This window comes from Actinoplanes palleronii, from assembly GCF_016862315.1.
In the GTDB taxonomy this organism is placed as follows: Bacteria; Actinomycetota; Actinomycetes; order Mycobacteriales; family Micromonosporaceae; genus Actinoplanes; species Actinoplanes palleronii.
Map to the genome: position 1 here is coordinate 198,327 of NZ_BOMS01000057.1, position 24,977 is coordinate 223,303.

Consider the following 24,977-nt stretch of genomic DNA (forward strand, 5'->3'; position numbering starts at 1 on the left):
ATGGACCGCCATCGTCACCCGCAGTGTCAACCAGCGACACTCCCCGTTGTGTCAGGCCTACGCTCCCGTCACGCGGACCGGATGGACGTGGTGACCGGGCCGTTGCTCAGTCGCAGCCGTATTTCTTCTGGAAGTCCTCCGGGGACATTTGGTCGCCGACGAGGCGCCGTGCCCCTTTTCGGCCATCACGAGGGCAAGGGCCAGGCCGATCAGTCCCGTCACGAGCTTGTGAGCCCGAAGTCCGATGGAATCTCAGCCGCCTTTGTCGCGAAAGCGTCGCTCACCGGATCGCCGGAGCTGAGCAGCTCTTCCAGCCCGCGTTGTTCCCGGAAGTCGTGCTCAGGTCGGCCGTAACTCTCGACCAACCGCGCGAGCAGGTCAGCGATCTCACGCAGGCCAAGGTAGCGGAACCCTGCCACGGCACGCTCGAACTCGTCCGGCTCGACGACCGCCACCGCCGAACCCAAACCGCCGCCGAGGATGGAGTTGTAGACCCGCATGACGTGCGACAGGTGCGCCGTACCGATCGGCGTACCCGCCGGCACCTCGCCATCAGCTCCGAAGTCGACCGCCCTTTCGTACACGTCATCCACCGACGTCATCGGCGGGTCTGTCTGATGAGCACGGCGATGAAGCCGGCCAGGCCTTCGGCGCTGCGGGGGTCGGCAGCCGGCCAGCGGGTCATCAGCAGCGGGGCGGCGCGGTCCAGCACCACGTCCTCGCGTGCCAGGACGAAGTACAGCGCGAGCGCCGCCGACCGCGCGTTGCCGTCGACGAACGGGTGGAAGTGCAGCACGTCGAGGTAGACCCGCGCGGCCCGGGACGGCCGGGTCGGTGGCCTCGGCGAGACGCCTCGAACACCGCTCCCTCGCACGATCAGCACGCCGTCGGCCGGCCGGCCGTCTGGCTGCTCCAGCCGCAGGCCCAGGAGCCGTAGTGCTCGACGAGGGCGACGGTCATCGGATACCTCCGTGGATACTCCGGCCTTCAGGCCGGAGAGGAAACGGATTCCCTGCGAAGCAGGGCAGGGGCAGCCGGTTCGCCGCCAGGGCGAATCCGGCGTCGGACAACCGTGGTGCGCGAGTGAACAGGTGTGCTAATTTCTTCCGGCCCGGCCGGTGATAACCAAGCCGGTCGGGCCTACCGCCGGGCTGGCGGGAAGTTACGTCTGTGGAGATTGCAGAAGACCGATGGGCGGTCCACCGTCCCTCGCCGGTAGTCCGGGTCGGCAGCGATCGGTGAAGCAGAAAGCTCAACCCGCGAGGGTGGAATCCCCCTGCTTCAGCTGGGGGAGATGTCAACTCCCGCTGCCAGTCCCAGCGCGCGTCCTCCGCGGCCTGACCGTAGCCGCTCGCGGGGTGGTACCGATGGGGATCGGGACGCCGCCGGCCGGGGCCAGTGCCCGCACCGTGTCGAGCGCGGTGGCCGGGTCGAACGGGTGCCGGTCCGGGTCGACGTCGGCCCAGGTGAGATTGCGCGACTGCAGGCGCGGGTCGTAAGGATCGATCGTCATCGCCGGCCATCGTGCCACGGGGCTCGCCCAGAGGCGATCCGATTACCGGCCGGGCCGGACCCGATCACTCGGGCCCGGCTTCCGTCCGTACAAAATCGGTTTTTAAGGGAAATTGACCAGGTAGGAGTTGTTGTAGCTGGGGTTCGCGGCTGCGCCGGTGTTGTTGACGATGTGCGAGATGGTGCCGATGCCGCCGAGCGAGACGGCCGCCATGTCGTGGAGCTTGACGCCGGCGACGGCGGGGACCTCGAAGGCGCGCGCCGAGGACACCGAGTTGTTGACGTTGAAGAAGCAGTAGCTGCCCAAGCCCCACGCCTCGAACGCGGTGACACCGCTGGCGACCTTCAGGGCCGGGTAGCCGTTCTGCGAGCCGTTCATCCAGGCGGCCTGGTTCGGCGGGTCATACGGCATCTCGTTTTGGAAGAAGACGACCTTGCCGTTGGCGCCGTTCCAGATGACCTCGTTCTTCTGGTAGTGCTCGACGAACAGGCCGGTCGCCAGGACGTTGTCGCCGTTGACGGTCAGGCCGTTGTCCGCGGTGTTCACCGTCCAGCCGATCCCGGCGCCGTGGTCGGCGCGCCACGCCCAGGTGTGGTCGATGATCGTGTTGTTGGTGTTGACCACCAGGCTGTTGGTGGCCTTGCCGGCGACCATGCCACCGATCCGGAAGAACACGTCCTGCACGGTGGTCGGGTTGCCCGCGTGCGACACCCCGGACTTGGCCAGGCCGACCTTGAGCAACGTGTCGCTGTTGGTGGTCCCGGCATCGAAGAGCAGACCCTTGAGGCGTACGCCGTCGACGTCGGCCACGTCCATCGCGTTCACACCGTTGTCCGGCACGATCGTCGGGTAGCCGATGCCGAGCACCGTGGTGTTCGCCTTGGTCACGTGCAGCGTCTGGTTCACGTGGTAGATGCCCGGCGTGAAGAACACGTTGCACCCGTTGGCGAGCGCGGTGTTGATCGTGGCGGCCGAGTCGCTGGGCCGCGCGACGAAGAACGTGCTCATCGGCACCGAGGTGCCCGGCGTGCTGCCGCCGGCCCAGCTCGGCCCGGTGGCGTTGGTGCGCAGCGACGGCAGGAAGACCCGGTACTTACCGGCCGCGTCGAGGTAGAGGTACGGCACGTCCCGGGAGACCGGCGTGGTCGCCAGGGTGGTGTAGCGGGGTCCGGCATTCGGGTCGGTGTTGAAGTTCGTCGCCGGCGCGCCGTTCGTGCCGGAGAACACCATGTTCCAGTTCGAGCCGCTCCAGGCGCCCAGCGTGCTGTCCTTGGTGTACCACTGCTGCTGGGAGGCCGACTCCGCGGTGCCGTCGATCTTGGAGTCGGAGATGTACCCGCCGCTGGCCCAGCCGTAGCTGGCCGGGAAGAGGTTGAGCCCGCCGATCACGTGCATCCGGCGGTACGGCGCGGCCTGCGCGACGGCCCACCGGTTCGTGCCGCCGTTCGTGTTGATCGACATGTTCTCGGCGGAGCGCCAGAAGTTCTGCGTCGCGTTGCCGGCGTCGCTGGCGTTGAACGCGTCGACGGTGACGGCGCCGTTGATCCGTACGTCGTCGGGGTTCTGCCCGAGGCCGAGGATCGAGGTGTTGAAACCGATGTTGGCACCCACGTTGTACGGCGTGGTGCTCGGCTTGAACACCAGCGCGTCACGCCGGGTGCCGAACTGCGCGGAGAGGGTGTCCTTGGTCGCGTTGAACACGCTGTCCAACGACGACTGGATGGCGGCGTCCGACATCGAGTGGTCGTAGATGTGAACGTTCGGCCCGAAGTCCGGGGTGTCGGAGTAGGTCGGGCAGGTGCCGGGGTTGGTCGGCGTCGTCGTGACGGTGAACTTCTGCGCGCCGCTGCCGTTGCAGTCCCAGATCTGCAGCCGGGTCCCGTTGGCGGTGGCGCCGCTCGGCGAGTCCATGCAGCGCCCGGACGACGGGTTCTTCAGACTGCCGTCGGCCTGCTGGGTCCACTGCTGCGCGCCGGTGCCGTTGCAGTCCCAGAGCTGCAGCAGGGTGCCGTTGGCGGTGCCGGCGCTCGCCACGTCGAGGCAGCGGCCGATGGTGGTCAGCGCGGTGCCGCTCCAGGTCCAGTGCTGGTCCGCGCTGGCGGTCTGGCAGTCCCAGAGCTGGATCGCGGTGCCGTTGACACCGGTGTCGTCGCCGGCGACGTCAACACATTTGGCGCCGGGGGCGGCGATGGTGTTGCCGGTGATCGCGGCGGCCAGGGCGGGTTGGCCGCCGGCCGCACCGAGCCCGGCGACCGTCAGTACGAGCGCGAGCATCGCGATCAATCCGCGGCGGCGCCGTCGAGGGACAACTCTCATGTGCGTCCTACTTTCGTTGGCTGCCCAGGCCTCACTGAGAGAGCGCTCTCAGAAATGTTTCTTTAGTGTTTCCTCGGGTGACGACTGTGTCAAGCGTCGATCTAAGGGGATCGGTGCTCCAGGCGCGGAAATCGGGGGTCGTCGTTGTGGACGATGACGTCGGCGTGCTCGGCCGGACGGGCCGTGGCGAAATAGAGCCGCTGGGCCGGCAGGTAGCGTTCGCGCCAGCGCCGTTCCACGGCGGACCGCGAGGAGACCTGGCGCTCCCGGACCACCGCGCGCTCCACGGTCTTCTCCAGCGCCGTCGACACCAGGACGCGCAGCTCCCAGCGATCGACCAGCTCCGGGCGCATCAGGAAGACGCCGTCGAAGAGCAGCACGGCGTCGGCGGCGGCCGTGGTGACCGGCGGGTCCGTGTGGTGGTCGTAGAGCGCGCGCTGAAACCGCCGGTCGCCGCCAGGTCCGAGCGGATCGAGCAGCACCCGGTTCAGCGCGGGGTGGTCGTGGGCGTCGAAGTAGCAGCCCTCGGCCGAGTACTCGCCGCGCGCATAACGCTGGGCTCGAGGAACGAGGAAATCGTCGATGCTCGCGCGGATGATGTCGCGGCCCTGACCGCGCAGCACGTCGGCGAGTTCGTCGGCGAGGGTGGTCTTGCCGGCGGCTGGCGGCCCGTCGATGGCGACCCGGGTCGGGTGCGCGACGCGGACGGACGCGACGGCCTCGGCCAGCCGGCTGATCATCTCGGTGCGCATGCCATCCCGTTCTGCCGTATCGAGTGGACCTTAGTGCGCGGCTGCGCCGGCTGGTTCTGACGCTCTCCCGTGGGTTCTGGCCCCACCCGGGTGGGGGATTGGGGCCGCTGCGACGTTGCTGTTCAGAAAAATGCGATCTGGCCGGGCATGGGCTCGTCGTCGAGAGGCGTCGATTCCGCCCGCGGGCTCGCTGGCGGCGGCGTGGTGTTCCCGATCTGCCAGAGCCGTAGCATGCCTTCCTCGTGATCGTGAGTGAGCCAGCGGCCAGATCTCTCCGCGCTGACGAGAGGGCCGGGCCATCGCCGGGTCGGGTAGTCCGTTCGAGCGCGGTACCGGAGACTTCGTGCCGAGAGCAGAAGGTGCTCGTCGTCGCTCGAGTAGTCCCGAGGAGCGAGGGTCACCATGATGATTTCGTCGGTCAGGAACAGCGCTGGATATTCGAAGCTCCAGTTGTCGAACCGAATGCGGGATGGCAAGTCGGGCAGGTCGTCGACGTGTCGCTGGGCCAGCACGCTGTCGGTGACGAGTTCTCGGACGGAAAGAAAACCGTCGATGCTCATGGTGAGGTAGCGCGATCCGTCGGGGCTGAAGTCAGCGAGATCAAGGCCGTGCAGTGGTCGTAGCGCAATGCGACCGCTATCCAGCCTGATCAGGGCGCTGGGTGAAGGGTCCGGGTGCAGGAGCCCGAGACCGGTGGAGGTGTCGGCTGGTCGGTGTACGAACCAGGCGGCGTCAGGGCCGGTCAGCGTCACACGGTCGATCTCCGCGCCAGTTGCGGCGTCAAGAGCTACGAGTACCCGGGTGGTGGCCACGCGGATCCAGAGGATGCCGTCAGTGTCGATATGAAACGGGACATCGGTGTCGGTGGGATCGGCTCCGAATCGGTGCCACGGGCGTCGCCAGCTGATGTCCCCGGTACTGTCGAGAACGACGAGTTCGTGACTATCGGCGATCGCGACGAACCGGCTTGTCGCGCTGGCGTTGAGGCGTGGGACGGTGAATGGCAGCGAGACTCGTCGCACCAGTTGCAGATCGTGGTCGAGCAGGCTGACGGTGTCGGTGGCCGACTCGGTGACCAGCCAACCTAAGCCTGCCGCTGGGAGGACTCGATGAAGTCCGTCCAGCCGCACCTCGTTGATCAAACTGGGACGCATCGCCGCAGGATACGACCTCAGGAGGATGCGCCGGAGCCATCGACTGGCCAGGGATGGAGCCGGTCTGCGAGATAGATCAGTGGGGCCTGTGGGCCGAGGCCGAGTGCCGCGGCGACGAGTTTCGGATCGAGGGTGTTGACGAGGTCGACCAGGCGGGTGCTCCGGAGCGTGCGTGGCGGGACGCCGCTACGAACTCGCCGACACCCGGATCCGGCACGCCCTCGACGACCTGCTCGGCCTCGTCCTAGCCGTCGACCCGGCCGCCTGCCCCGACGCCGCCGACAAGGCTGCTGCTGATGAACCTGCCACTGACCCCCCTCGCCCCGGCCGTGCCGACCGCCCAGCGCCGGGTCCAGCTCGCACGCCTGATCCGGCTGCTGGTCGCCGCGACCATCACCTACAACGTGATCGAGGCCGTCATCGCGATCAGCGCCGGCGCCGCCGCGGACTCGACCGCGCTGATCGGGTTCGGCCTCGACTCGGTCATCGAGGTCTCCTCGGCCGCCGCGGTCGCCTGGCAGTTCACCGCCCGCGACCCCGAGAAGCGGGAGAAGACCGCCCTGCGGATCATCGCGATCTCGTTCTTCGCGCTCGCCGCCTACGTCACCGCCGAATCAGTGCGCGCCCTGCTCGGCGGCGCCGAAGCCGAACACTCCACCGTCGGGATCATCCTCGCGGCGGTGTCCCTGACGATCATGCCCGGACTGTCCTACGCCCAGCGTCGCGCCGGCCACGAGCTCGGCTCCCGGACCGCGGTCGCCGACTCGAAACAGACGCTGCTCTGCACCTACCTGTCCGCGGTCCTGCTCGTCGGCCTCGTCGTCAACAGCCTGTTCGGCTGGAGCTGGGCCGACCCGATCGCCGGGCTGATCATCGCCGCCGTCGCGATCAAGGAAGGCCGAGAAGCCTGGCGCGGAGACACCTGCTGCGTCCCCGACCCGCTCGCCGTCGCCACGGCAGACGTTACGCCGGGCTGCGCCGACGACTGCTGCACCAGCCGACGGTGACCGGAATGGCTGCGGAATGGCTGACCAGCGCGATTTTGATCGCCGTGCTCACCACCGGATTCGGGCACTTCGAGACCGTCCGGCCCTGGTGGGCCCGTGTCACCCGCTGGCTCGCCTACCTCGCCGTCACCGGCCTGATCGGACACTGGGCCGGCCGTCCGTGGACGTTCCGCTGGATCTTCGCACTTCCCACGCTCGGCGCCGTCTTCCACGTGATCTGGTGCCGGCGCCACGGCATCAACCCGCTCACCGCCGAACCCCGCGACGGCTATGAACAACTCCGCCGCCGCTGATCTCGCACCACCCTGGTCAGGGTCTGGTGAGGCGGCCGGCCATGGCGTGGGCGGCGGCCGTGACGACGGTGCGGTCGTAGGTGACCACGAACTCGAACTGGCGGTCGCCGTCGGGTCCGGTGTCGCCCAGGTCGCGGGCCATCAGCGCCGCCGCGGTGTGCGCGCCCAGCACCACGACGGTCCACTCGCTGGCCAGGGGATCCTGGATCGACAGGCTGCCGCCGCGCACGCCGGGGGCGGGCTCCGGGACCATGTCCACGCCGAGGGCCGCGATGAACGGCAGCCGGGCGGCGAGCTCGGTGTAGCGCCGGACGGTGGACGGGCGGAAGAAATCTGCGTGTTCGAACGCGGCGAGCAGCATCGGCGGCACCGCGGCCTGCAACGCCATCAGCTCCAGGGTCTTCGACAGCGGGACGAGCAGATGTTTGGGCGCGTGCCGGATCCGCTTTCCGGCACCGATCAATTCGTACGGTGTGGCGCGCAGCGCCGCGCCGATCGGCCGGGCGGTGAACCGTTCCGGCCGGAACGTCGACGGCGGGAACTGGCGTTCGCCCCGGCTCCACAGCCAGCCCTGACCGAGGGTGGCGCCCAGCACCAGCGCCCGGGTCAGGTCGTCCGGGGTCTCGATGCCTTCCGCGACCACTTCCGCGCCGGCCTGCTCGGCATAGGCGCGCACGGCGCCGGCCACCGTCACCGTCGCGGGATCCTTGACGGTGCGCAACAGCTTCAGGTCGAGCTTGACCACTTCCGGTCGCAGCAGCGGGATGAACGCGAGAGATTCGGGGTGCACCCCCACGTCGTCCAGGGCGATGGCGCATCCCGCGGCGCGCAGCCGCTCGGCGCCGGCCAGTATCCCGGCGACATCCTCGGCCAGCGCCCGCTCGGTGATCTCGACGACCACCTGAACGTGCGGGACCCGGGTGGCGAGCGCGTCGAGCACGACGTCCAGCCGCTGGGTCAGCGTGCTGGGTTCGAGGTTGACGAACAACGTCACCGGCCGGGCCGGCGACATGGTCGCGGCATCCTGCAGCGAGGACAGCAGCGACGCCCGTTCCAGGTCGGCGAGCCGGTCGGTGGCCCGGGCCGCGTCGAGCAGTGCCATCGGTGACTGCAGCGGGGATCCGGCGGGCCCGCGCAGCAGTGCCTCGAAGGCCACTACCACCCCGGTGTCCACATCGACGAACGGTTGATAGACGCAGTGCAGGCCGCCGTCACGCAGGATGTCGTCGAGAACGGTCACGGTGTCGCTGACCGTGGTCTGGCGCGTGTCCATGGCCCCCATGAGCCACTATTCGGCAGCACGGTGACACCGCTGAGCCGCTTTGTCGGGCGCTGGTCCCGCCGCGAGGTTCGACCGCGTCGAGGGTCAGTGGATGTGCACGGTGCCGGTCGTCGCCGGGCGGGTGGCTTCGCGGGCGAGCTCCCGCCGGCGCCAGGCGCCCGGTGGCATGTCGTGGTGGCGCTGGAATGCGGCGGCCAGCGCATACGGCGAGCCGTAGCCGGTCAGGCCGGCGATCTCGGCCAGGGTCCGGTCGGTGGTGCGCAGGTGGTCCCGGGCGAGGGACATGCGCCAGTCGGTCAGGTACTGGATCGGGGTCTGGCCCAGCGCCTGGGTGAACACGCGGGCGAAGGCCGCGCGGGACAGGCCGCTGATCGCCGCGAGGTCGGGCACCGTCCACGGGCGGGTGGCGTCCTGGTGCATGGCCTGCAGGGCCGGGCTGAGCCGGGGGTCGGTGGAGGCGCGGAACCAGGGTGGTGCGTCGGCGCTCTGCCGCAGACCGGTGCGCAGGGCCAGCACGAGCAGCACGTCGAGCAGCCGGTCCAGGATCGTCTGCTGGCCGGGCTCGGTCGTGCTCAGCTCGTGCGACAGCACGGCGACGATGTCGTGCAGCGGGTCGCCGACGCCGGCGGACAGCGGCACGACCTCGGGCAGCGCGTCGAGCAGGCCCTGGCCGATGTCGCCGGAGAACCGGTACGCCCCGCACAGGAACACCGTCGTCCGCTGCCCGGCGACAGGTGCGCGGCCGGCCTGGAACTCCGAAGCCTCCTGACAGTCGGCGCCGGGCTCGTGGGCGATGTGATGGGTGCGGCCGCCACGGACCAGGGCCAGCTCGCCCGGTGCCAGCTCGATCGCCGACTCCGGATCGTCGAACCACAGCCAGGCGCGACCCTGCACGACGGTGTGCACCGAGAGCTGGATGGTGCCGGCCAGGGCCAGGCCCCAGGGCGGGGTGGCCACGGTCCTGGCGAAGACACCACCGGATGCGCGAGCCCGGGTCAGGTGGTCCTGTAGGAGATCCATCTGTGGAGAGTAACCGTGACGGGAGCGCGCGAGCGTCGTACACAAAGATCTTGCGCTTGTGAAGCATTGAGGCGCTCACTGGGAACACCGACGATGGAGGCATGACGAACTCGATCAAGACAGTGCTGGTGCTGGGCGGGACCGGGCGCACCGGTGTGCTGGTGGCGCCGCTGCTGCGGGAGCGGGGGCTGACCGCCCGGGCCGCCGCGCGCAGCAACGCGGAGGTGCGCTTCGACTGGGACGATCCGGCGACGCAGCGTGCCGCGCTCGACGGCGTGGACGGGGTGTACCTGGTCGCGCCGGTGCCCCGGGTCCGCTACGCGCAGCAGGTGGCGGCCTTCCTCGACCTGGCCGAGGAGGCCGACGTGCGGCACGTGACCTATCTGAGCACCTACCGCGGCGAGCAGGCCCCGGAGACGATGGACTTCCGGGCGGCCGAGGCCGAGCTGCGGGACCGGACCGCATTCACGCACACGATTCTGCAGCCCGGCTGGGTGATGCAGAACTTCGCCGACCACCACGTGCCGATCATCGACGACACTCTCACCGTGCCGGCCGGGGCCGGCGCGGAGGCGTTCGTGGACGCGGCCGACATCGCCGCGGTGGCCGTCGAGACCCTGATCGATCCGGCCGCGCACGCCGGGCGCCGCTACGTGCTGACCGGCACCGAGGCACTCACGTTCGACCAGGTCGCCCGGACGATCGGTGCGGTGACCGGCCGGCCTGTCACCTATCAGGACATCGACCGTGACACCTGGGTCCGGGCCGTGGTCGCGACCGGGTTCGTGCCGGCCGACTACGGCGTGGTGCTCGACTGGCAGACCGCGTCGATCGCCACCGGTAACGGCTCCCGGCCCACCGGCGACGTCCACCGGGTGACCGGCCGGCAGCCGACCAGCCTGGCGGACTTCGCCCGGCGGGCGTTCCCCGCAGCGGAGGACGCGTTGACGGGCTGACGTGTGTGGGGTCGGTCCGGCACGATGACGGCATGTACACGCTGATCAGGTTGTCGCGGGCGGTGTACCGCGCCGTGGTCTGGCTGGCGAACTCGCCGAGGACGCTGGCGCTCGCGTACCTGATCCTGATCGTCGTCTGCGGCGGGCTCTACTCGTGGTTCGAGAGCGCGTCGATCGGCGATTCGCTCTGGTGGGCGGTCATCACCGCGTCCACGGTCGGGTACGGCGACATCTCCCCGCACAACACACCGGCCCGGATCCTGGCGGTGCTGCTCATCTCGGTGATGGTGCTGCTGGTCATCCCGCTGATCACGGCTCACTTCGCGAGCAAGCTGATCGTCGACCACGACGCGTTCCGGCACGAGGAGCAGGAGGAGCTGAAGCAGAACCTGCGCCGGGTCCGGCAGCTGCTGGAGGAGCTGGCCGTACGAGAAGGGGTTGTCCTCCCCGATGACCCGGCGGCCCCGGACTGATCGATCGGTGTCATAGGGTGGCCGGCATGAGCAGCGCTCCCACGAGTGGGCGGGTCCTGACCCGGCTGGACACCGAAATCCTCGTCACGCAGGGCATGATCGTGCTCCTCGACGACGCCGGCGACTACGGGCTGGCCGAGCGGGGCTGGTTGTCGGTCACCCCGAACTGCGTGGTCGCGATCAGTGCCGGCGCCACCGACCACTATGCCCGGGTGATCGTCGAGGTCTGGGACGCGGCGCCGCCGCCGGCCGCCGGCTGGGAGAGCGGCAAGGCGGCCCGGGTCCGGCTGGACAGCGGCTACCTGGAGATCCAGCCGACCGACACGCACGTGCTGCGGATCGGCCCGCCCGGCCGGTATGAGCTGCGGGTCTATACCGCCGGGCGGTCCCGCATCGCCGAGCTGACCCCGCGCGCCGGGATCGACGAGCTGCGCGGGGTGGAGTCGTTCCTGTTCCAGTTCTGGCCGGCCGTGGAATCGCTCCCATAGCGAGTTGGAACTTCCGGCGGCAAAGCGGTAGTTACCGAAGCAACCCGGTCACGGCGGGGCGGTGCGATCGCCCTCGTTCACGTTAATTTGCCCCTTCGGATCTATAGCCGTCAATGAGACGGCGCTCGAAGGGAGCAAGAGTTGATACCTCATGTCCTGCTGGCAGCCACGCTGGCGATCGCCGGGCTGGCGCCGCCACCCGCGGCGGCACCGGAAAAAGTGTCCGTCGGCACGGGGACCATCCAGCCGTTCTACTCGCCGATCGAAGCCGACGGCGATGCGGTACCCGACGCCGTACGGCGGTCACTCGCGCCGGCGGAGGAGCGCGAGCCGACCGCGGAGGACGCCCGCGCCCTGGCCGAGAAGCTGGGCGACAAGTCGTACTCCGGCGCCGGTGAGGGGACCGCGGCGCTCGCGGCCAGTTCCGCGCGCAAGCCGCCGGCCAGCCCGGACGAGAGCTACCTCGGCCCGTGCTGGGACAGCGACGGCGGCCGCGGCGAGTACGGCCGGGTCTACAACCGGTTCCACTGGTGCCAGCGCGGTCGCATCGGCGGCATCGTGAAGGACGAGGACGGCGACGAGGTGGGCCGGGTCAGCGTGATCTTCCGGGCCGCCGCGTACGGCCGGGACGACGGCAGCCGCGACGTGCGGGTCTTCCTGCGCTCCGAACCCGGCTCGGCGGTGTACGAGGGTGGCTGGCCGTGGGACCAGGCCGAGCTGCGCAGCGCCCTGCTGCACATCTGGGTGGACTGCGACGACTACGTCAGCGGCTGCACCGCCGGTGGCGCGACCGCCGGCAAGACGATGAACGACTGGGACACCGACGGGAGCTGGAGCTCCTGGACGGTGGCCTCGTCCGACACCAGCGGCACCGGGCCGTACCTGGTCAGCCGGCACCTGTGGCACTTCAAGTCGAGCGTGTTCTCGTACGCGATGCCCGGCGTGCCGGCGCAGAAGTTCGCGGAGTCGCACACCATCCGATGTGACTCGGCGACCGTCGGTTTCGCCAAGAGCCGGTCCAAGGCGTGCGTGTTCGACGACGTCATCCCGCACCTGCAGTACTCGGCGGTCAGCGCGAAGCACGGCGAGGTGGCCCGGCACATCCAGTGCGCGCTCGACACCTCGTGCACGTCGTACCCGTTGAAGGCCGGCAAGCAGGTCCCGGGCAAGTTCGTCGACGACCGCGACGCGCCCGGCCTGCACCGGATCACCGACAAGACGCCGACCCATCCCGACGGCGTGACGTACTACGCGAAGAACAGCTATCAGAAGGATCAGGCCTGCCAGCAGGGGACGCCGTACCTCACCGACGGGCTGCCGCCGGCGCTGTACAACCCGCCGGTGCAGCAGTGCGACGAGTTCCCGTTCGCCTCGACCAAGGAGGGCGCCGGCGTCGGGGACTGGAACTTCTCGGTGCTCGGGGTGACGGCCGCCGACAACCGGTGCGCCGGGATCGGGCTGAAGGCGTACTACCGCGACGACCGGATCCTGGTGTGGCAGCCGAGCATCCCGGACGCCTCGCAGGACGAGTTCTACGTGCACATCACCGACACGCCGGACACCAGCCCGCCCGGCGAGTGCGTCGACGAACCGGACGAGGGTGAGGTCACCGACCTGCCGCCGACCGTCGACGCCGGTGCGAACGTCGAGGGTGACGAGGGCTCGGTCATCACCCTGACCGGCAGTGCGGCCGACGCCGAGGGCACGCCGTCGACCGGCTGGACGTATGCGCCGGGTGCCGGCACCGACCCGGGCGCCTCCTGCAGCTTCACCGCCGAGGGCAGCCTCAGCACCGGCATCACCTGCACCGACGACGGCCTCTACACGGTGTGGCTGACGGCCAACGACGGGGTCAACGGCTCGGTCAGCGACAGTGCGACGGTCACCGTCTACAACGTGGCGCCCTCGGTCACGCCGCAGCCCACCCCGACCGCCCGGGTCGCCGCGGCCGGCATCACCACACCCACACCGTGGCAGGTGTTCCGGATCGGCACCCCGGTGAAACTCGCCGCCGACTTCACCGACCCGGGCCTCAACGACACGCACATCTGCGCGACCAACTGGGACGACGGCACAACACAGACCTTCATTTCGTACGGGCGGAAGTGCGTCCGCGAGCACACCTACACCCGGCCCGGGATGTTCACGATCAGCACCGGAGTCACCGACGACGACGGCGGCATCGCCAGCCCCTCCACGGTCATGGTGATCGTCTACGACCCGGACGGCGGCTGGGCCAACGTGGACGGCTCGTACGACTCACCGGCCGGCGCGCTGCCCGCCGCCCCCACGGTGAGCGCCGAGGGCTGGCTGCACCTGACCGGCCACTACTACCCGCAGGACAAGAGCACCCCGGTCGGAGCGGCCCGCAACTGGCTGGCGCCGGGCAGCCCGTACCGGTACGACATCAGCGGCGGCACCCTGGAGTGGCTGGTGGTCACCCCGGACGGCAAGATCGCGGCCAAGACGACCGGCACGCTGGCCGGCAGTTCCGAGCGGTACGGCATCGTCCTTTACGCGTACGAGAGCTGCACGGGCGCGACCCGGGCCGGCGCGTGCCAGATCGGCCCGGACCGGGTTCGTACCGTGGTGTGGCCGCTGTCGAAGGGTGACTATCCGACCGGGGACGTCCTCTACGACAGTCGCGCGTCGGCCGGTTATGACGTCGACGTGGCCGACCCGCTGTCCATCCGTACCGGAAATGTTTTGATCCAGTGGCCGTGACAACGGCCTGACGCCGCGGCCGCCGCCTGGACCACAGGTCCGTGCGGCGGCCGGGTGGGTCAGATGTCGAGGTCTTCGACTTCGGGCTCGTCGTGGATGGTCTGCAGCGCCAGCCGGTAGAGCTCGGCCGGCAGCAGCGGCTCGAGCTCCTCGACGGTGTCGACGACGGCGAAGGTGGCCTGGGCCGGCGTGCGCATCCAGGCCTGGTCGGGGGACCAGTCGCCGATCCAGCCGCGCCAGCCGCTGGACCACTTCTGGCCGCGTTCGGCGTTCGGGCCGGCCGGGATGTGCAGCTCGGGCCGGGAGTGGTGCACCGCGAAGCGGCCCTTGGCCGTGCGGAACAGCGAGTAGGTCTCCTCGCCGTCGTTGCTCGACGCGGTCCACTCGCCCAGCGCCACACCGAGGAACCGTTTGATCGAGGAGTTGGCGAGCCCGACCTTCACGGTGATCTCGGCGTACCCGGCGTGCTTGGCCTCCTCGATCGTGACCAGCCGCCGCAGGGCGGTGACGATGGCGCCCGACAGGTTGCCGCCGGTCAGTTCCTGAGCTCGTTGCAGCACCGGCAGGTCGTCGTCGGCGATGTAAATCGTCTTGTTCGGCATCTGTCTCACCCCTGGACAGCAGTGTACGCATACGTGTAGGACTACGTACATGCATACGTACACGGATCATGAAGACCATGCGGTGGAGGTCGAGGATCTCGTCGTCACCTACGGCAAGGTCACCGCCCTGACCGGTCTGAGCCTGCGCATCGCGTCCGGCACCGTCATCGGCGTCCTCGGTCCCAACGGGGCCGGCAAGACCACCCTGGTCAGGGTGCTCGCGACCCTGCTGCGCCCGGACCGTGGCACCGCGCGCGTGCTGGGCCATGACGTCGTCCGCGACCCGCTGCCGGTGCGCCTCGCGATCGGCCTGGCCGGCCAGTTCGCCGCCGTCGACCAGGAACTCACCGGCCGGGAGAACCTCGAGATGGTCGGCCGGCTCTACCGGCTGCCCCGGGCCGAGGCCCGCCGGCGAGCCGGTGAGGTGCTCGACCGCTTCGACCTGACCGAGGCGGCCGACCGGCGCGTCGGCACCTACTCGGGCGGGATGAAACGCCGGCTCGACCTGGCCGCCAGCCTCACCGGCCGCCCGCCGGTGCTGCTGCTCGACGAGCCGACCACCGGGCTCGACCCGCGCTCGCGGCAGGAGCTGTGGACCATCGTCGACGAACTGCGCGCGTCCGGCAGCACCGTGCTGCTGACCACGCAGTACCTCGAGGAGGCCGACCGGCTCGCCCAGCGGATCGTCGTCATCGACGACGGCGCCGTCATCGCTGACGGCACGGCCGCCGAGCTCAAGGCGGGCGTCGGCACCGACATTCTTCGCGTACGCCTGAACGAACCCGCCGTGCTGACCACCGCGGCGACCATCCTCGAGGATCTCGCCGCGGACGGCACCGCGGTCGCGCCGGACCCGGTGACCGGGGAGCTGGCGATCCGGGTGTCGCGCCCGGACGCCTCCGCCGAAGCCCTGCGCCGCCTCGACGGCAGCGGCCTGCGGGTCGCCACGATCCAGCTCACCCAGCCCAGCCTCGACGACGTCTTCCTGTCGCTGACCGGCCACACCACGAGCGTTCCCGCCAAGGAGTCCCGATGAGCACCGCCACCGCGCACGACGCCCCGGCGACGGCCCGGACCGGCCTGGTCACCCGCAACGGCCGGCATCGGCTCTCGGCCGGCGCGGTGCTGACCGACGGCGGGGTGCTGGCCGCCCGGCAACTGCGCAAGACCCTGCGCCGCCCGACCTACATCATTTTCTCGTTCGTGCAGCCGGTCATCTTCGTGCTGCTGTTCCGCTACATCTTCGGCGGGGCCATCGACACCGGCGCGACCTCGTACGTGAACTTCCTGATGCCCGGGATCATCGTGCAGACCGCGATCTTCGGCGCTCTCGTCACCGGACTGGGCCTGACCGAGGATCTCAGCTCCGGCGTGGTGGACCGGCTCCGGTCGCTGCCGATCGCCAGATCCGCGGTCCTGATCGGGCGGACCGCCGCCGACCTGGTCGTCAACGTGTTCACGCTGCTCGTGATGACCGTGGTCGGGCTGCTGGTCGGGTTCCGCCCCACCCAGCCGGCGTGGCAGCTCGGCGCGGCGTTCCTGCTGGTGCTCGCGTTCTCGTACGTCTTCTCCTGGATCAGCGCGTGGATCGGGCTGTCCGTGCGCAACCCGGAGACGGCCCAGTCGGCCGGCTTCATCTGGGTGTTCCCGCTGACGTTCGCGTCGTCGGCGTTCGTGCCCACCAGCACGATGCCCGGTCCGGTCCGCGCGTTCGCCGAGCACAACCCGGTCACGCTGGTCGTCAACGCCGTGCGCGGGCTGACCATCGGGGCGCCCCCGCCCGGCCGTCCGACCGTTCAGGCACTGATCTGGCTCGCCGGGCTGCTGCTCATCTTCGTACCGCTGGCGGTGCGGGCCTTCCGCCGCGCCTGACCCGGGGGTTTGTGACAGCTTTCTCCGCCACGCCGGATCGTGAGTCAGGAACCGCCGCTGGAGGAGGCGGCGGCGGCCTGCTGGGCCTGCCAGCGGGCGATCTGCACGCCGACGACGAAGACCTGCACCGGCAGCGGCAGACCGGGCAGGTCGGCCTCGATGGCGCCGGACCAGGCACTGGTGCGGCGCAGCGAGCCGGCGGGCACGCCACCGATCAGCAGTTCCTGCCGGTTGCCGAAGAAGGAGGCGCGGCGGAAATCATAGGTACGGCCGTCGGCCTGCACGCTCCAGTGCTTACGGCCGGCGTGTTCGACCCGGGCGACCTCGGTCCCGGCCGCGTCGACCATCCGGTACGTCGTACCCCAGCCCTTGGCCCGGACCTGAAACCGCTGCCCGTCGATCTCGAAGTCCCCGCCGCTGCGCCACCAGGACGCATCCCAGTCGGTGACGGGCCGGCCGTCCGACTCGATCGCGTAGTTGCCACGCCACATGCTCTTCTGTCGGGCGATCAGCATGAGTTCAGCGTAACGACACTCCGCGAATCGGCGCTGACCAGGGAGATGTCGCACATCGCGCGTTCGGTCGCGCGTCTACCGCGCCGCGCCCTTACGCTCGCCTTCGTTGTGGCGCTGGTGATCCTGGCGTCCGGTACCTGGACATCATCACGCTGCCGCGGGTTTGACCTCGGGTTTCCCTGCCGGCCCCGTCGACGCGGCAACCATCGGTGAGTGCGGGTGTTGCTCGCCACCGATGATGTCGTCGCCGACTGCGGTCTCCATTCGGAGCCCCGCGGACTCAGTTGCAGTCTGCGGCCGCGGCCGGCCGATCTGCATCATGATTTCGGCGAACTTGCGACCCGGGCGAGGGAAATTCTGGCCCCGCCACTCTTTCTCCATGTAGGCCAGATAGTCGCGGGTCTGGGGGCTCTGGAGGAAACTCTGCACCTGCGGACTTCCATAGAGATCGCTTGCTTTAATAGTCTTGGTCTCGTACCCCGTGGCGAGAAGCCGGTAGATCATGTCAACCGCAAGGAAGACGCGGATGTCGTCCTCCCGGTGCGTGGAATTTTCCGCGAAATCCCGCGGGACGATGATCCCTCCATAAAGCGCGGGCTTGTCGTCGACCAGCTTGTTGATCTCCCTGGTGGCGTTGAGCAGGTTGAACATGTTCGCGAAGCGCTGCTCGCGAATCTGGTAGAAGACACTTACCGCGAGGAAGAGAAAAGCCGCCGCGGAGACGACTGCGCCCAGGAGTTGGCCGATGTCAGCAAGTTTTTCCCAGTTATTGCCGTGCGGCGCGGAAAGGAGGAACGCGACGACCAGTAGCAAGCCGGCTGCAACAAAAGCGGCTACAAGCCAACCTGTGATGGCTTTGGTGGTGCTTTCCATTGGTTCCTCCAGCCGGCTGCCAGGGGGCGTTCTATCTATGGGGTAACACACCGGCCTGCTACGGGTGGTTCAGCTCGCGGTACATGATTTTTCGGCGCCGGGAAGTCCTGAGCTCCGCCGCGGCGAGATCTGCGGCCTCGACGGTCACCCGATCGGCCTGGACCAGCGGACTGATCACAGCAGCCCGCTCGACCGCCACCGCCCACGCGGCGTCCGGCGGTTCAGTGTGCGGTCTGTTCGGCCTCTGATCTGCTGTCCCACTCGTGGGCTTGCTTGACCATGCGGTCGAGCCGCTGGTTGCGGCGCGCCTGGGAGACGGCGGAGAAGATGCCGCCCACCACGCACATGGGCGCCGCCCAGATCCAGAAGTGGAAGCCCGCGTCCCGCCACAGGGCGAAAACGCCAACGCCGGCGAACGGGACCACGGCGCTCACCACGCCGTTCCACAGCGGATTCGTGGGACTGCTACTCATAGCCATACTTTTATCTCCACGAGAACGCGGCTGATCTGCCTTGGTATCAGGGAACCAAGATCATGAAGACGGTTGACAGCGGAGTCAAATCTTGATGGGACTACCGGTTTTCGGGTCGTCGATCCGTACAAAATAGGTTTTTATGTTCTCTGAAGGCGTTGTTGGCCGCTGACAGTCGTGGTGACCGTTTAGCGGTCGTTGATGATGCGTCACTGCTGTTCCGGGTGGTTCGACTCGCAGGTCCATTCGGTGGCCTGTTCGCCGCCGGCCGCCGAGCCGCCGCCGATGGCCAGGCACCTGCCGCTGTGGCGGTTCCGCAGGGTGTAGACGCTCGGGAGTACGGCGCCCGGGGCATCGCTCTTCCTCTATGGGCCAACGTTTGCGAGGCTGGGGCGGGATCGTTGACTTCGGAGGAATCTGCCATGCGTCGCAGACATCTGTTGCAGGCCATGACCGCTCTGATCACGTTCGTCGCCGGCGTGATCCTCGTGCCGTCGCCGGCCGCTGCCGGCGTCGTCTTCGGGCCGTACATGTACATGGGGGAGCAGTCGAAGAAGTGCATCGACGTCCCGCACGCCAACCCGGCCAACAACGTCGTCATGACCATCTACACCTGTCAGTACCCGCAGGTGCCGAATCAGCTGTGGTGGGAGACCGAGAGCGAGCCCGGTTACTACCATCTCTTCACGCTCTACGGTGCCGTCGAGAAGTGCCTCACCGTGCTGAACGCATCGACTGCGGACAACGCCGCCATCATCCAGTTCGACTGCAACAGCGGCGACAACGAGGAGTGGTACGTCAATCACCGCTCCGGTCAGACGGCCGGCTATTACGAGATCATCAACCACAAGAGCCGTAAATGCCTCACGGTGAAGAACCGCGGCACGGCCAACGGCTCGACGCTGCTCCAGTTCACCTGCAACGGCGGCACCAACCAGTCCTGGTTCTGGTAGTGACGTGACACGGGCGGCCCGGCACCGGGCCGCCTCGTGCGTCGGTCAGGGTGTCCTGCTGATCGGATCCGGACAGTCCGCGCTGGGTGAGGCTGCCGCACGCCGGCGACCGGCGGCGTAGTCGCTCTTGCTATGGAATACCCGGCTCGTCGTCGCGGCGGTAGTTGTAGACGATGAAGCCGTTGTAGTCGGCAACGGTGTCATACAGCGCGCGGCCATCCGCGTTGTCCACCGTCGTGTTCCAGTAGAAGCGGGGCGCGTCGTGTTCCTGGCCGTCGCGGGCCACCCAGTGGAGGATGGCCGTGGCGACGCCCCGCCGGCGCGCCTCCGGAGCCACGAACAGATCCGCCATGTAGCAGCGGCCGGCTTTCCAGAGACTGGTGTGGAAGTAGTAGTGGGCGAGGCCGACCATTGCACCGTCGAGCCGCGCGGCGATCCCTCGTATCTCGTCGCGGGCGACCAGCCGTCGCCAGGTTCGGTTGTAGAGTTCGTCGCTGACCTCGGTGCCGAAGTGTTCGTTGTATCGGCGGGTCAGCGACTCCCACTCGGCGTGATCGTTGTCAACCAGGAGCCTGATGTCCAACACGCCGTCATCCTGCTCCTTGCGGGTTCCTCCTTCAACGGTCGTCGCAGCACCGCCGTACCGGATCTCGTCAACCTTGCCCGGCGGCTCCTTCGGACCACTGAAACGGAGATGCCATGAGTGTGCCGATCTTTGCGCCCGGCGCGACGGTGGTGCGCCGGGACGTGCTGGACGGCCGCGTCTGGGGTGTGACCGCGCACCGCGCCCTCGACGACGACGGTGACCGCCTCACGCTGGTCTCCTGGCCCGGGGTCGTCACCTACGCGCTGACCTCATGGATCGCCTGGCTCCGGACCGGTGCCGAGGCCAGCCGCGAGCAATCCGTTCCCGACCTGGCCGCCGGGCGCGGGGAGCTCGTATGCGCAGGCCCGGCGCCTCGGCATGATCACCGACGCCGGTCACCGCCGGGTGGAGCAGGCCCGGGAGCGGGCCGTCGCGTTCGTCGAGACACGCTCCGGCCCGCTGTCGCAGGATTGGTCGACGTGGCAGGTGCCCGCCGAGTGGCCGCTGCCGAGCCTGCCACCGGGCGCGCTGGACCGCAGTGCACCGTGACCGTCGTCGGTCAGGCGGACGCGGCCTCGGCGCGGTCGTTCACCGTGGTCCGCAGGGCGCGGGCCAGCAGGTAGAGGCCGCCGAGCATGCTGGTCACGGCGACCGTGACGCCGTACGCCGGTGGCAGGTACATGGCCAGGAACCAGGACTTGGCGTCGACGCCGGTCAGGATGAAGACCAGCGGGATCAGCCCCTGCGGGAGCAGCAGGATCGGGCCGAAGGTCCAGTACAACCCGGCGACCAGGCCACCCTTCTTCGGCGCACCGGCCTTGCGGGCGGCGGCGGTGGGCCGGCCGCTGCGCATGGTGTGCAGCAGGTCGGGTCCGTGGCTGGTGAGCCGGCCGATGGCCAGACTGCCCAGCAGCCGGCCGACGAGCACGCCGGTCACCACGCTGACCGGCAGCCCCACCCAGGTCAGCCACGGCAGGTCCAGGCGCTCGCCGAGCAGCACCACGGCGACCGCGGGCACCGCGGGCAGCAAACCGACCCAGAACAGCACGGTGGACTGGCCGGTGGTGTCGGCGCGTTCGAGCGGGTTGCTCGGGCGTTTGTGCGCGTCCGGGCCGGGGACCAGGCCGAACACCGACGAGTAGACGATCAGGCCGGCGCCGCCGCCGAGCAGGGCCGGCACGAGCGCGGCCACCCACGGCCAGGCCCAGGTGTAACCGCTCCACCAGGTGAAGCCGACGCTCAGGGCGATCGCGAGGGGACCGAAGACGATCAGGTACGCCCACTGCCGCCCGCGGACGTCGGCGCGTTCGGTGCCGATCGTCAGCGTCTGCCAGAGCGCCGTGCCGTCCTGGCTGTACAGGTTGCAGGCCGAGGTGATGGCGAACAGGGCGAGCGCCGGGCCGGCCCAGGGCAGCAGGACCCGGGCGTCGAAGGTCAGTGGCAACAGTACGGTGCCCAGCGCCCACACGATCGGCACGACGGCGGTGGTGGTGCGCAGCGGATCGCGCCACCAGGTGCGCAGCTCCTTGCGTACGATCGCGGTCGTCGGCCCGGACAACGGACCACCGTGAGCGGGAAGATGGTTCTCGCTGCCGCGGATGGTGACGCGGGCGCGGCGGGGATTGCCCAGCTCGGCCGACCAGATGAGCAGTAGCAACCCGCAGAGCACGGCCAGCCCGGCCGGCGCGCCGATCGCGAGCGGCCAGTCACCGCGCCCGGCAGCGTCCACCGCGACCACACCCCAGCTCGACGGGATCGCCCGCAACGTGGTCGTCATCGAGGAGGAGAAGCCGGTGGTGAGGATGTCGGAGTACATGATCGCGACGACGATCATCCAGCCGGACTGGGTGAGCACCAGCATCGCCGCGAACAGCACGCCGGTGATCGCCGCGCCGGCCCGCGACGCCGCGACCATCCCGAACAGCCCGTAGGCCACCCGGGACAGCAGCACCACGAACACCAGTTGCAGGGCCGCGGCCGGCACCGCGACCAGCGCCGGGACGACACCCTGCCGGGCGCCGTAGGTGACCAGGGCCAGGAACCCGATCGCGGTCACCGCGGTGGTGATGCCGACGAACGCCGCCGCCAGCAACCCCACGGCGAGCTTGCGCCGCGGCACCGGCAACAGGGCGAAGTGGTCGGCACGCAGCACCGCCGAGCCACCCCACAGCGGCCCGATCAGCCAGCCGAGCGTCCACATCACGAACACGCAGGCCAGCAGATCGCCCACCACCGATCTATGGGGTCCGTCGGCGAGCGTCAGCCCGATGGTGGCCGCCGCGAACAGCAGCCCGAACACGGCACCGACCAGCATCCACGCGGCCCGGCCACCGGTCATCGAGTTCTTGATGACCGCCAGTTTCATCCGGATCAGGACGCCAGCCACGACAGCCCCTTCCGGGCATGCTCGTCGCCGCCGACCAGTCGTACGAAAGTCTGCTCCAACGTCGCGTCACCGCGGACCTGGCCGAGCGGGCCCGCCGCGACCACCTGGCCCCGCGCCATGATCGCCACCGTGTCGCAGAGCTGCTCGACCAGCGGCATCACGTGGCTGGACAGCACCACCGAACCGCCGCCGGCCACGAACCCGTTCAGGATCGCCTTGAGTGCCGCCGCCGACACCGGGTCCACCGCCTCGAACGGCTCGTCCAGCACCAGCAGCCGCGGCCCGTGCAGCAACGCCGTGGCCAGCCCGATCTTCTTGCGCATGCCGGTGGAGTAGTCGACCACGAGGGTCCGCTCGGCCGATCCGAGTTCCATCACGTCGAGCAGCTCCTGCACCCGCCCGGCCAGCACGCCGGCGTTGATGCCGCGCAGCTCGCCGATGAACGTCAGCAGCTCCCGCCCGGTCAGCCGCTCCGGCATCGACAGCCCGTCGGGGAGCACCCCGGTCAGCGCTTTCGCCTCAGCCGGATCGGTCCAGACGCCGGCACCGAAGACCCGCGAGTCGCCGGCATCCGGGCGCAGCAGCCCGACGGCCATGGACAGCAGGGTGGTCTTGCCCGCGCCGTTCGGGCCGACCAGCCCGAAGAACGAACCCTGCGGCACCACGAGGTCGACGTGATCGACCGCTGTCTTCGTACCGAATTGCTTGTGCAGCCCGGTCAGTCGCAAGGCTGCTGTCCGACCCTCCACATCGCCATCGTCTAATCCGGCGGACTGAATGGTCGCTTCGTTCATGGTTCATTTTCACCCGATCGGCCGCGCGCCCGCTGCCCCATTTCTCCGCGGGAGAAGGCGGGGGCGTACGGCAGAACGACGGATCCCCATCGGACAGTGAGCGCGTCGTGCAGACGCCCGGCGAGCTCGGCCAGTGCCGGTGTCCCGGCGCCGGCCGCCTCGCGGGCCGAACCGAACCGGTCCAGGATCATGGCGCGGTAGCCCGGTCGCGGCCGATCGGGGTTGGCGCCCGGCGGGTCGTCCAGCAGAGCACGCGGCAGGAACCACGATGCCGACAGGTACGCCCAGCCGGTCGCGGCCGCCTCGACGTCCCGGCGGAACGCGGCCGGGTCGGCGCCACTGCCGGGGAACGCCGCCCGATAGGCGTCGACGGCGCGTTCCGTGACGGCGGCCGGGATACGCCACGAGCACCAGCACGACGGCCACGGCACGGTCAGGTAGGCGAGGTCCCAGGCCACCGGCCGCCACTGCGCGCCCTCGAAGTCGATCAGCACCAGGCCGTCGTCGGTGCACACGTTGTTGTCCGGGCAGGCGTCCGAGGGGGTGAGCGCGGCGACCCCGAGCCGATCGTTCAGGGTGCGTAGCTCCTCCCACGCGCCCGCCGGAACCTCCACGGCGAGATCTGCGGAGGCACGGGCGATCACGTCGGCCGCGTCGTCGAGGAAGGCCGGCATCGTCGACTCCGGCACCGGCTGGTCGCCCGCCCGCGCGTGCAGCGCCGCCCGGAACGCCGCCCGTGAACCGGTCGTCTCGCGGTGCAGCTCACCGATGGCCGAGGCCCAGGCCACCACCGCCGAGGTCGCCACGGCCGGGTCGGCGCCGAGCAGCGCGCCGGCGACACTCGTACCCGGTCCGGCGTCGGTCATCACCACGATCGGGGGATTGCTGCCCGCCGCCACCAGGCGCGGGGCCCGCACCGCGGGAGGAATGACCGCCAACGCCGCGGTCTCTCGTGCCCAGCCCGTACCGGCGGTGACGAATTCTTTGACGATCACAGTGCGGGAATCGGCGCGCACACGGCGTACCCGTGATCTGTTGCTGCCGGTCAGCAGGCCGAGGTCGTCCAGCCGTACGCCCGGAAGCAGCCTCCGGAGATGATCTAGCTCGTCGTTCACCGTGCGACTGTACGGGGCTCCGCCGCGTCCCACGACGTTTAGCATGTTGGTCAACTGAGGGGAGAGGCATGGCAAAGCTGATCTACGTGACGAACGTGTCGCTCGACGGCTACATCGAGGACGAACACGGCTCGTTCAACTGGTTCCCGGTCGACGACGAGGTGTTCGTGTGTCACACCGAGCACGTGCGGTCGGTGGGCACGTTCCTCTATGGCCGGCGCCTCTACGAGGCGATGTCCCTCTGGGAGACCGACCCGTCGCTGGGCGCGCAGTCCGAGCTCCGGGCCGACTTCGCGAGCGCCTGGCAGGCGGCCGACAAGATCGTCTACTCCACCACCCTCGACACGGTGAAAACCGCCGGCACCCGGATCGAACGCCGTTTCGACCCCGCCGCGGTGCGTGAACTGAAGGCCACGGCCGGCAGCGATCTCGCCGTGGGCGGCGCCGACCTCGCGAGGCAGGCGTACCAGGCCGGGCTGATCGACGAGTGCCAGCTGTTCATCCAGCCGATCGTCGTCGGCGCCGGCAAACCAGGGCTGCCGGCCGGCATGCGCGCCGAACTGATCGACGAGCGCCGGTTCAGCAACGGCGTGGTGCGCCTGCGGTACCGCCCGCTCGGACAGTGACCCCCGGCCGCGTCCCGACCCTCGTGGTGATCCGCGGCAACTCCGGCTCCGGCAAGTCGACCACGGCGCGGGAGGTGCGGCGCCGCTACGGTCGAAGCAGCGGATGCGCGAGTGGTACGCCGAACTCGACCTGCTCGGCCTACCCGGTGGTGGTGAGCAGGTGATCGCGGAGCCGTTACCTCTCAGTGCGTTTTAGCAAGCACG

The 24,977-nt window shown here is 69.4% G+C and carries 28 protein-coding genes; 11 read left to right on the top strand and 17 right to left on the bottom strand.

The genetic code is table 11. The features are described 5' to 3' along the window. Positions 1-218 precede the first annotated feature (218 nt). From Apa02nite_RS21790 to Apa02nite_RS21815, 6 genes are all read right to left on the bottom strand, one after another. Positions 219-602, bottom strand: coding sequence for a hypothetical protein (locus tag Apa02nite_RS21790; RefSeq protein WP_203826619.1), 384 nt, complete (start codon positions 600-602; stop codon positions 219-221). Next, on the bottom strand, positions 599-874 hold the full coding sequence (locus Apa02nite_RS21795; RefSeq protein WP_203826620.1) for a Fic family protein: 276 nt from the start codon (positions 872-874) through the stop codon (positions 599-601). Before Apa02nite_RS21795 ends, Apa02nite_RS21790 begins: the two co-directional genes overlap by 4 nt. Before the next feature lie 423 nt (positions 875-1,297). Next, positions 1,298-1,513, bottom strand: coding sequence for a hypothetical protein (locus tag Apa02nite_RS21800; RefSeq protein WP_203826621.1), 216 nt, complete (start codon positions 1,511-1,513; stop codon positions 1,298-1,300). Between the two features lie 102 nt (positions 1,514-1,615). Continuing rightward, positions 1,616-3,787, bottom strand: coding sequence for a pectate lyase-like domain-containing protein (locus Apa02nite_RS21805; protein WP_239164461.1), 2,172 nt, complete (start codon positions 3,785-3,787; stop codon positions 1,616-1,618). A gap of 143 nt (positions 3,788-3,930) precedes the next feature. Next, positions 3,931-4,581, bottom strand: a complete 651-nt coding sequence (locus Apa02nite_RS21810) for a cytidylate kinase family protein (protein ID WP_203826623.1) — start codon at positions 4,579-4,581, stop codon at positions 3,931-3,933. A 122-nt stretch (positions 4,582-4,703) separates the two neighbouring features. Beyond that, positions 4,704-5,735 (bottom strand): hypothetical protein, encoded by a 1,032-nt coding sequence (locus Apa02nite_RS21815; RefSeq protein WP_203826624.1) that lies wholly within the window; start codon positions 5,733-5,735, stop codon positions 4,704-4,706. Between the two features lie 296 nt (positions 5,736-6,031). Between Apa02nite_RS21815 and Apa02nite_RS21820 the strand changes: the two genes are divergently transcribed. Both Apa02nite_RS21820 and Apa02nite_RS21825 read left to right on the top strand, forming a co-directional pair. Further along, positions 6,032-6,742, top strand: coding sequence for a cation diffusion facilitator family transporter (locus Apa02nite_RS21820; RefSeq protein WP_203826625.1), 711 nt, complete (start codon positions 6,032-6,034; stop codon positions 6,740-6,742). 5 nt (positions 6,743-6,747) lie between these two features. Beyond that, positions 6,748-7,035 carry a hypothetical protein gene (locus Apa02nite_RS21825; RefSeq protein ID WP_203826626.1) on the top strand — a complete coding sequence of 96 codons (288 nt, stop codon included), beginning with the start codon at positions 6,748-6,750 and terminating at the stop codon, positions 7,033-7,035. 16 nt (positions 7,036-7,051) lie between these two features. Here the strand turns inward: Apa02nite_RS21825 and Apa02nite_RS21830 are convergent, their stop codons facing one another. Both Apa02nite_RS21830 and Apa02nite_RS21835 read right to left on the bottom strand, forming a co-directional pair. Next, positions 7,052-8,308 (bottom strand): sensor domain-containing phosphodiesterase, encoded by a 1,257-nt coding sequence (locus Apa02nite_RS21830; protein ID WP_203826627.1) that lies wholly within the window; start codon positions 8,306-8,308, stop codon positions 7,052-7,054. A 93-nt stretch (positions 8,309-8,401) separates the two neighbouring features. Continuing rightward, positions 8,402-9,337 carry an AraC family transcriptional regulator gene (locus Apa02nite_RS21835; RefSeq protein WP_203826628.1) on the bottom strand — a complete coding sequence of 312 codons (936 nt, stop codon included), beginning with the start codon at positions 9,335-9,337 and terminating at the stop codon, positions 8,402-8,404. A gap of 101 nt (positions 9,338-9,438) precedes the next feature. Here Apa02nite_RS21835 and Apa02nite_RS21840 point away from each other — a divergent pair, with 101 nt between their 5' ends. The 4 genes from Apa02nite_RS21840 to Apa02nite_RS21855 all read left to right on the top strand — a co-directional run bounded on the left by Apa02nite_RS21840 (position 9,439) and on the right by Apa02nite_RS21855 (position 13,978). Beyond that, entirely contained in the window at positions 9,439-10,293 is an 855-nt protein-coding gene (locus Apa02nite_RS21840; RefSeq protein ID WP_203826629.1) for an NmrA family NAD(P)-binding protein, read from the top strand. A gap of 32 nt (positions 10,294-10,325) precedes the next feature. Continuing rightward, complete coding sequence (locus Apa02nite_RS21845; protein ID WP_203826630.1) at positions 10,326-10,766, top strand: potassium channel family protein; 441 nt, start codon at positions 10,326-10,328, stop codon at positions 10,764-10,766. Positions 10,767-10,792: 26 nt separating this feature from the next. Beyond that, complete coding sequence (locus Apa02nite_RS21850) at positions 10,793-11,254, top strand: hypothetical protein (protein ID WP_203826631.1); 462 nt, start codon at positions 10,793-10,795, stop codon at positions 11,252-11,254. Positions 11,255-11,395: 141 nt separating this feature from the next. Then, the gene (locus Apa02nite_RS21855) at positions 11,396-13,978 is read left to right on the top strand and encodes a NucA/NucB deoxyribonuclease domain-containing protein (RefSeq protein WP_203826632.1); all 2,583 of its coding nucleotides are present in this window, start codon (positions 11,396-11,398) and stop codon (positions 13,976-13,978) included. 59 nt (positions 13,979-14,037) lie between these two features. On the opposite strand, the gene Apa02nite_RS21860 is transcribed toward Apa02nite_RS21855, so the two are convergent. After that, on the bottom strand, positions 14,038-14,580 hold the full coding sequence (locus tag Apa02nite_RS21860) for an EXLDI protein (RefSeq protein ID WP_067705652.1): 543 nt from the start codon (positions 14,578-14,580) through the stop codon (positions 14,038-14,040). A 49-nt stretch (positions 14,581-14,629) separates the two neighbouring features. Here Apa02nite_RS21860 and Apa02nite_RS21865 point away from each other — a divergent pair, with 49 nt between their 5' ends. Next, entirely contained in the window at positions 14,630-15,616 is a 987-nt protein-coding gene (locus tag Apa02nite_RS21865; RefSeq protein ID WP_203826633.1) for an ATP-binding cassette domain-containing protein, read from the top strand. Further along, positions 15,613-16,452: an ABC transporter permease gene (locus tag Apa02nite_RS21870; protein WP_203826634.1), complete on the top strand. Its 840-nt coding sequence runs from the start codon at positions 15,613-15,615 to the stop codon at positions 16,450-16,452. Before Apa02nite_RS21865 ends, Apa02nite_RS21870 begins: the two co-directional genes overlap by 4 nt. Positions 16,453-16,496: 44 nt before the next feature. On the opposite strand, the gene Apa02nite_RS21875 is transcribed toward Apa02nite_RS21870, so the two are convergent. The 4 genes from Apa02nite_RS21875 to Apa02nite_RS52395 all read right to left on the bottom strand — a co-directional run bounded on the left by Apa02nite_RS21875 (position 16,497) and on the right by Apa02nite_RS52395 (position 18,633). Beyond that, complete coding sequence (locus Apa02nite_RS21875) at positions 16,497-16,967, bottom strand: hypothetical protein (protein ID WP_203826635.1); 471 nt, start codon at positions 16,965-16,967, stop codon at positions 16,497-16,499. A 147-nt stretch (positions 16,968-17,114) separates the two neighbouring features. Beyond that, a complete protein-coding gene (locus Apa02nite_RS21880; RefSeq protein ID WP_203826636.1) occupies positions 17,115-17,840 on the bottom strand; it encodes a DUF6082 family protein in 726 nt (241 codons plus the stop codon). A 221-nt stretch (positions 17,841-18,061) separates the two neighbouring features. After that, complete coding sequence (locus Apa02nite_RS21885; RefSeq protein ID WP_203826637.1) at positions 18,062-18,313, bottom strand: hypothetical protein; 252 nt, start codon at positions 18,311-18,313, stop codon at positions 18,062-18,064. Between the two features lie 209 nt (positions 18,314-18,522). Beyond that, complete coding sequence (locus Apa02nite_RS52395; protein WP_203826657.1) at positions 18,523-18,633, bottom strand: RICIN domain-containing protein; 111 nt, start codon at positions 18,631-18,633, stop codon at positions 18,523-18,525. Positions 18,634-18,735: 102 nt separating this feature from the next. Between Apa02nite_RS52395 and Apa02nite_RS21895 the strand changes: the two genes are divergently transcribed. After that, a complete protein-coding gene (locus tag Apa02nite_RS21895; protein ID WP_203826638.1) occupies positions 18,736-19,266 on the top strand; it encodes an RICIN domain-containing protein in 531 nt (176 codons plus the stop codon). A 130-nt stretch (positions 19,267-19,396) separates the two neighbouring features. Here the strand turns inward: Apa02nite_RS21895 and Apa02nite_RS21900 are convergent, their stop codons facing one another. Further along, the gene (locus Apa02nite_RS21900) at positions 19,397-19,852 is read right to left on the bottom strand and encodes a GNAT family N-acetyltransferase (protein ID WP_203826639.1); all 456 of its coding nucleotides are present in this window, start codon (positions 19,850-19,852) and stop codon (positions 19,397-19,399) included. A 294-nt stretch (positions 19,853-20,146) separates the two neighbouring features. Here Apa02nite_RS21900 and Apa02nite_RS21905 point away from each other — a divergent pair, with 294 nt between their 5' ends. Beyond that, positions 20,147-20,401 carry a hypothetical protein gene (locus Apa02nite_RS21905; protein ID WP_203826640.1) on the top strand — a complete coding sequence of 85 codons (255 nt, stop codon included), beginning with the start codon at positions 20,147-20,149 and terminating at the stop codon, positions 20,399-20,401. A gap of 10 nt (positions 20,402-20,411) precedes the next feature. Here Apa02nite_RS21905 and Apa02nite_RS21910 read toward each other — a convergent pair whose 3' ends face one another. From Apa02nite_RS21910 to Apa02nite_RS21920, 3 genes are read right to left on the bottom strand one after another with little or no spacing between them, the layout of a single operon-like run. After that, positions 20,412-22,238: a hypothetical protein gene (locus Apa02nite_RS21910; protein ID WP_203826641.1), complete on the bottom strand. Its 1,827-nt coding sequence runs from the start codon at positions 22,236-22,238 to the stop codon at positions 20,412-20,414. Next, a complete protein-coding gene (locus Apa02nite_RS21915) occupies positions 22,223-22,987 on the bottom strand; it encodes an ABC transporter ATP-binding protein (RefSeq protein ID WP_239164462.1) in 765 nt (254 codons plus the stop codon). The genes Apa02nite_RS21910 and Apa02nite_RS21915 overlap by 16 nt, the downstream gene beginning before the upstream one ends. Positions 22,988-23,028: 41 nt before the next feature. Next, the gene (locus Apa02nite_RS21920) at positions 23,029-24,147 is read right to left on the bottom strand and encodes a phosphotransferase (protein ID WP_203826643.1); all 1,119 of its coding nucleotides are present in this window, start codon (positions 24,145-24,147) and stop codon (positions 23,029-23,031) included. Positions 24,148-24,215: 68 nt separating this feature from the next. On the opposite strand from Apa02nite_RS21920, the gene Apa02nite_RS21925 reads away from it, so the two are divergent. Next, positions 24,216-24,773, top strand: a complete 558-nt coding sequence (locus Apa02nite_RS21925) for a dihydrofolate reductase family protein (RefSeq protein WP_203826644.1) — start codon at positions 24,216-24,218, stop codon at positions 24,771-24,773. The last annotated feature ends 204 nt before the right edge of the window (positions 24,774-24,977 follow it).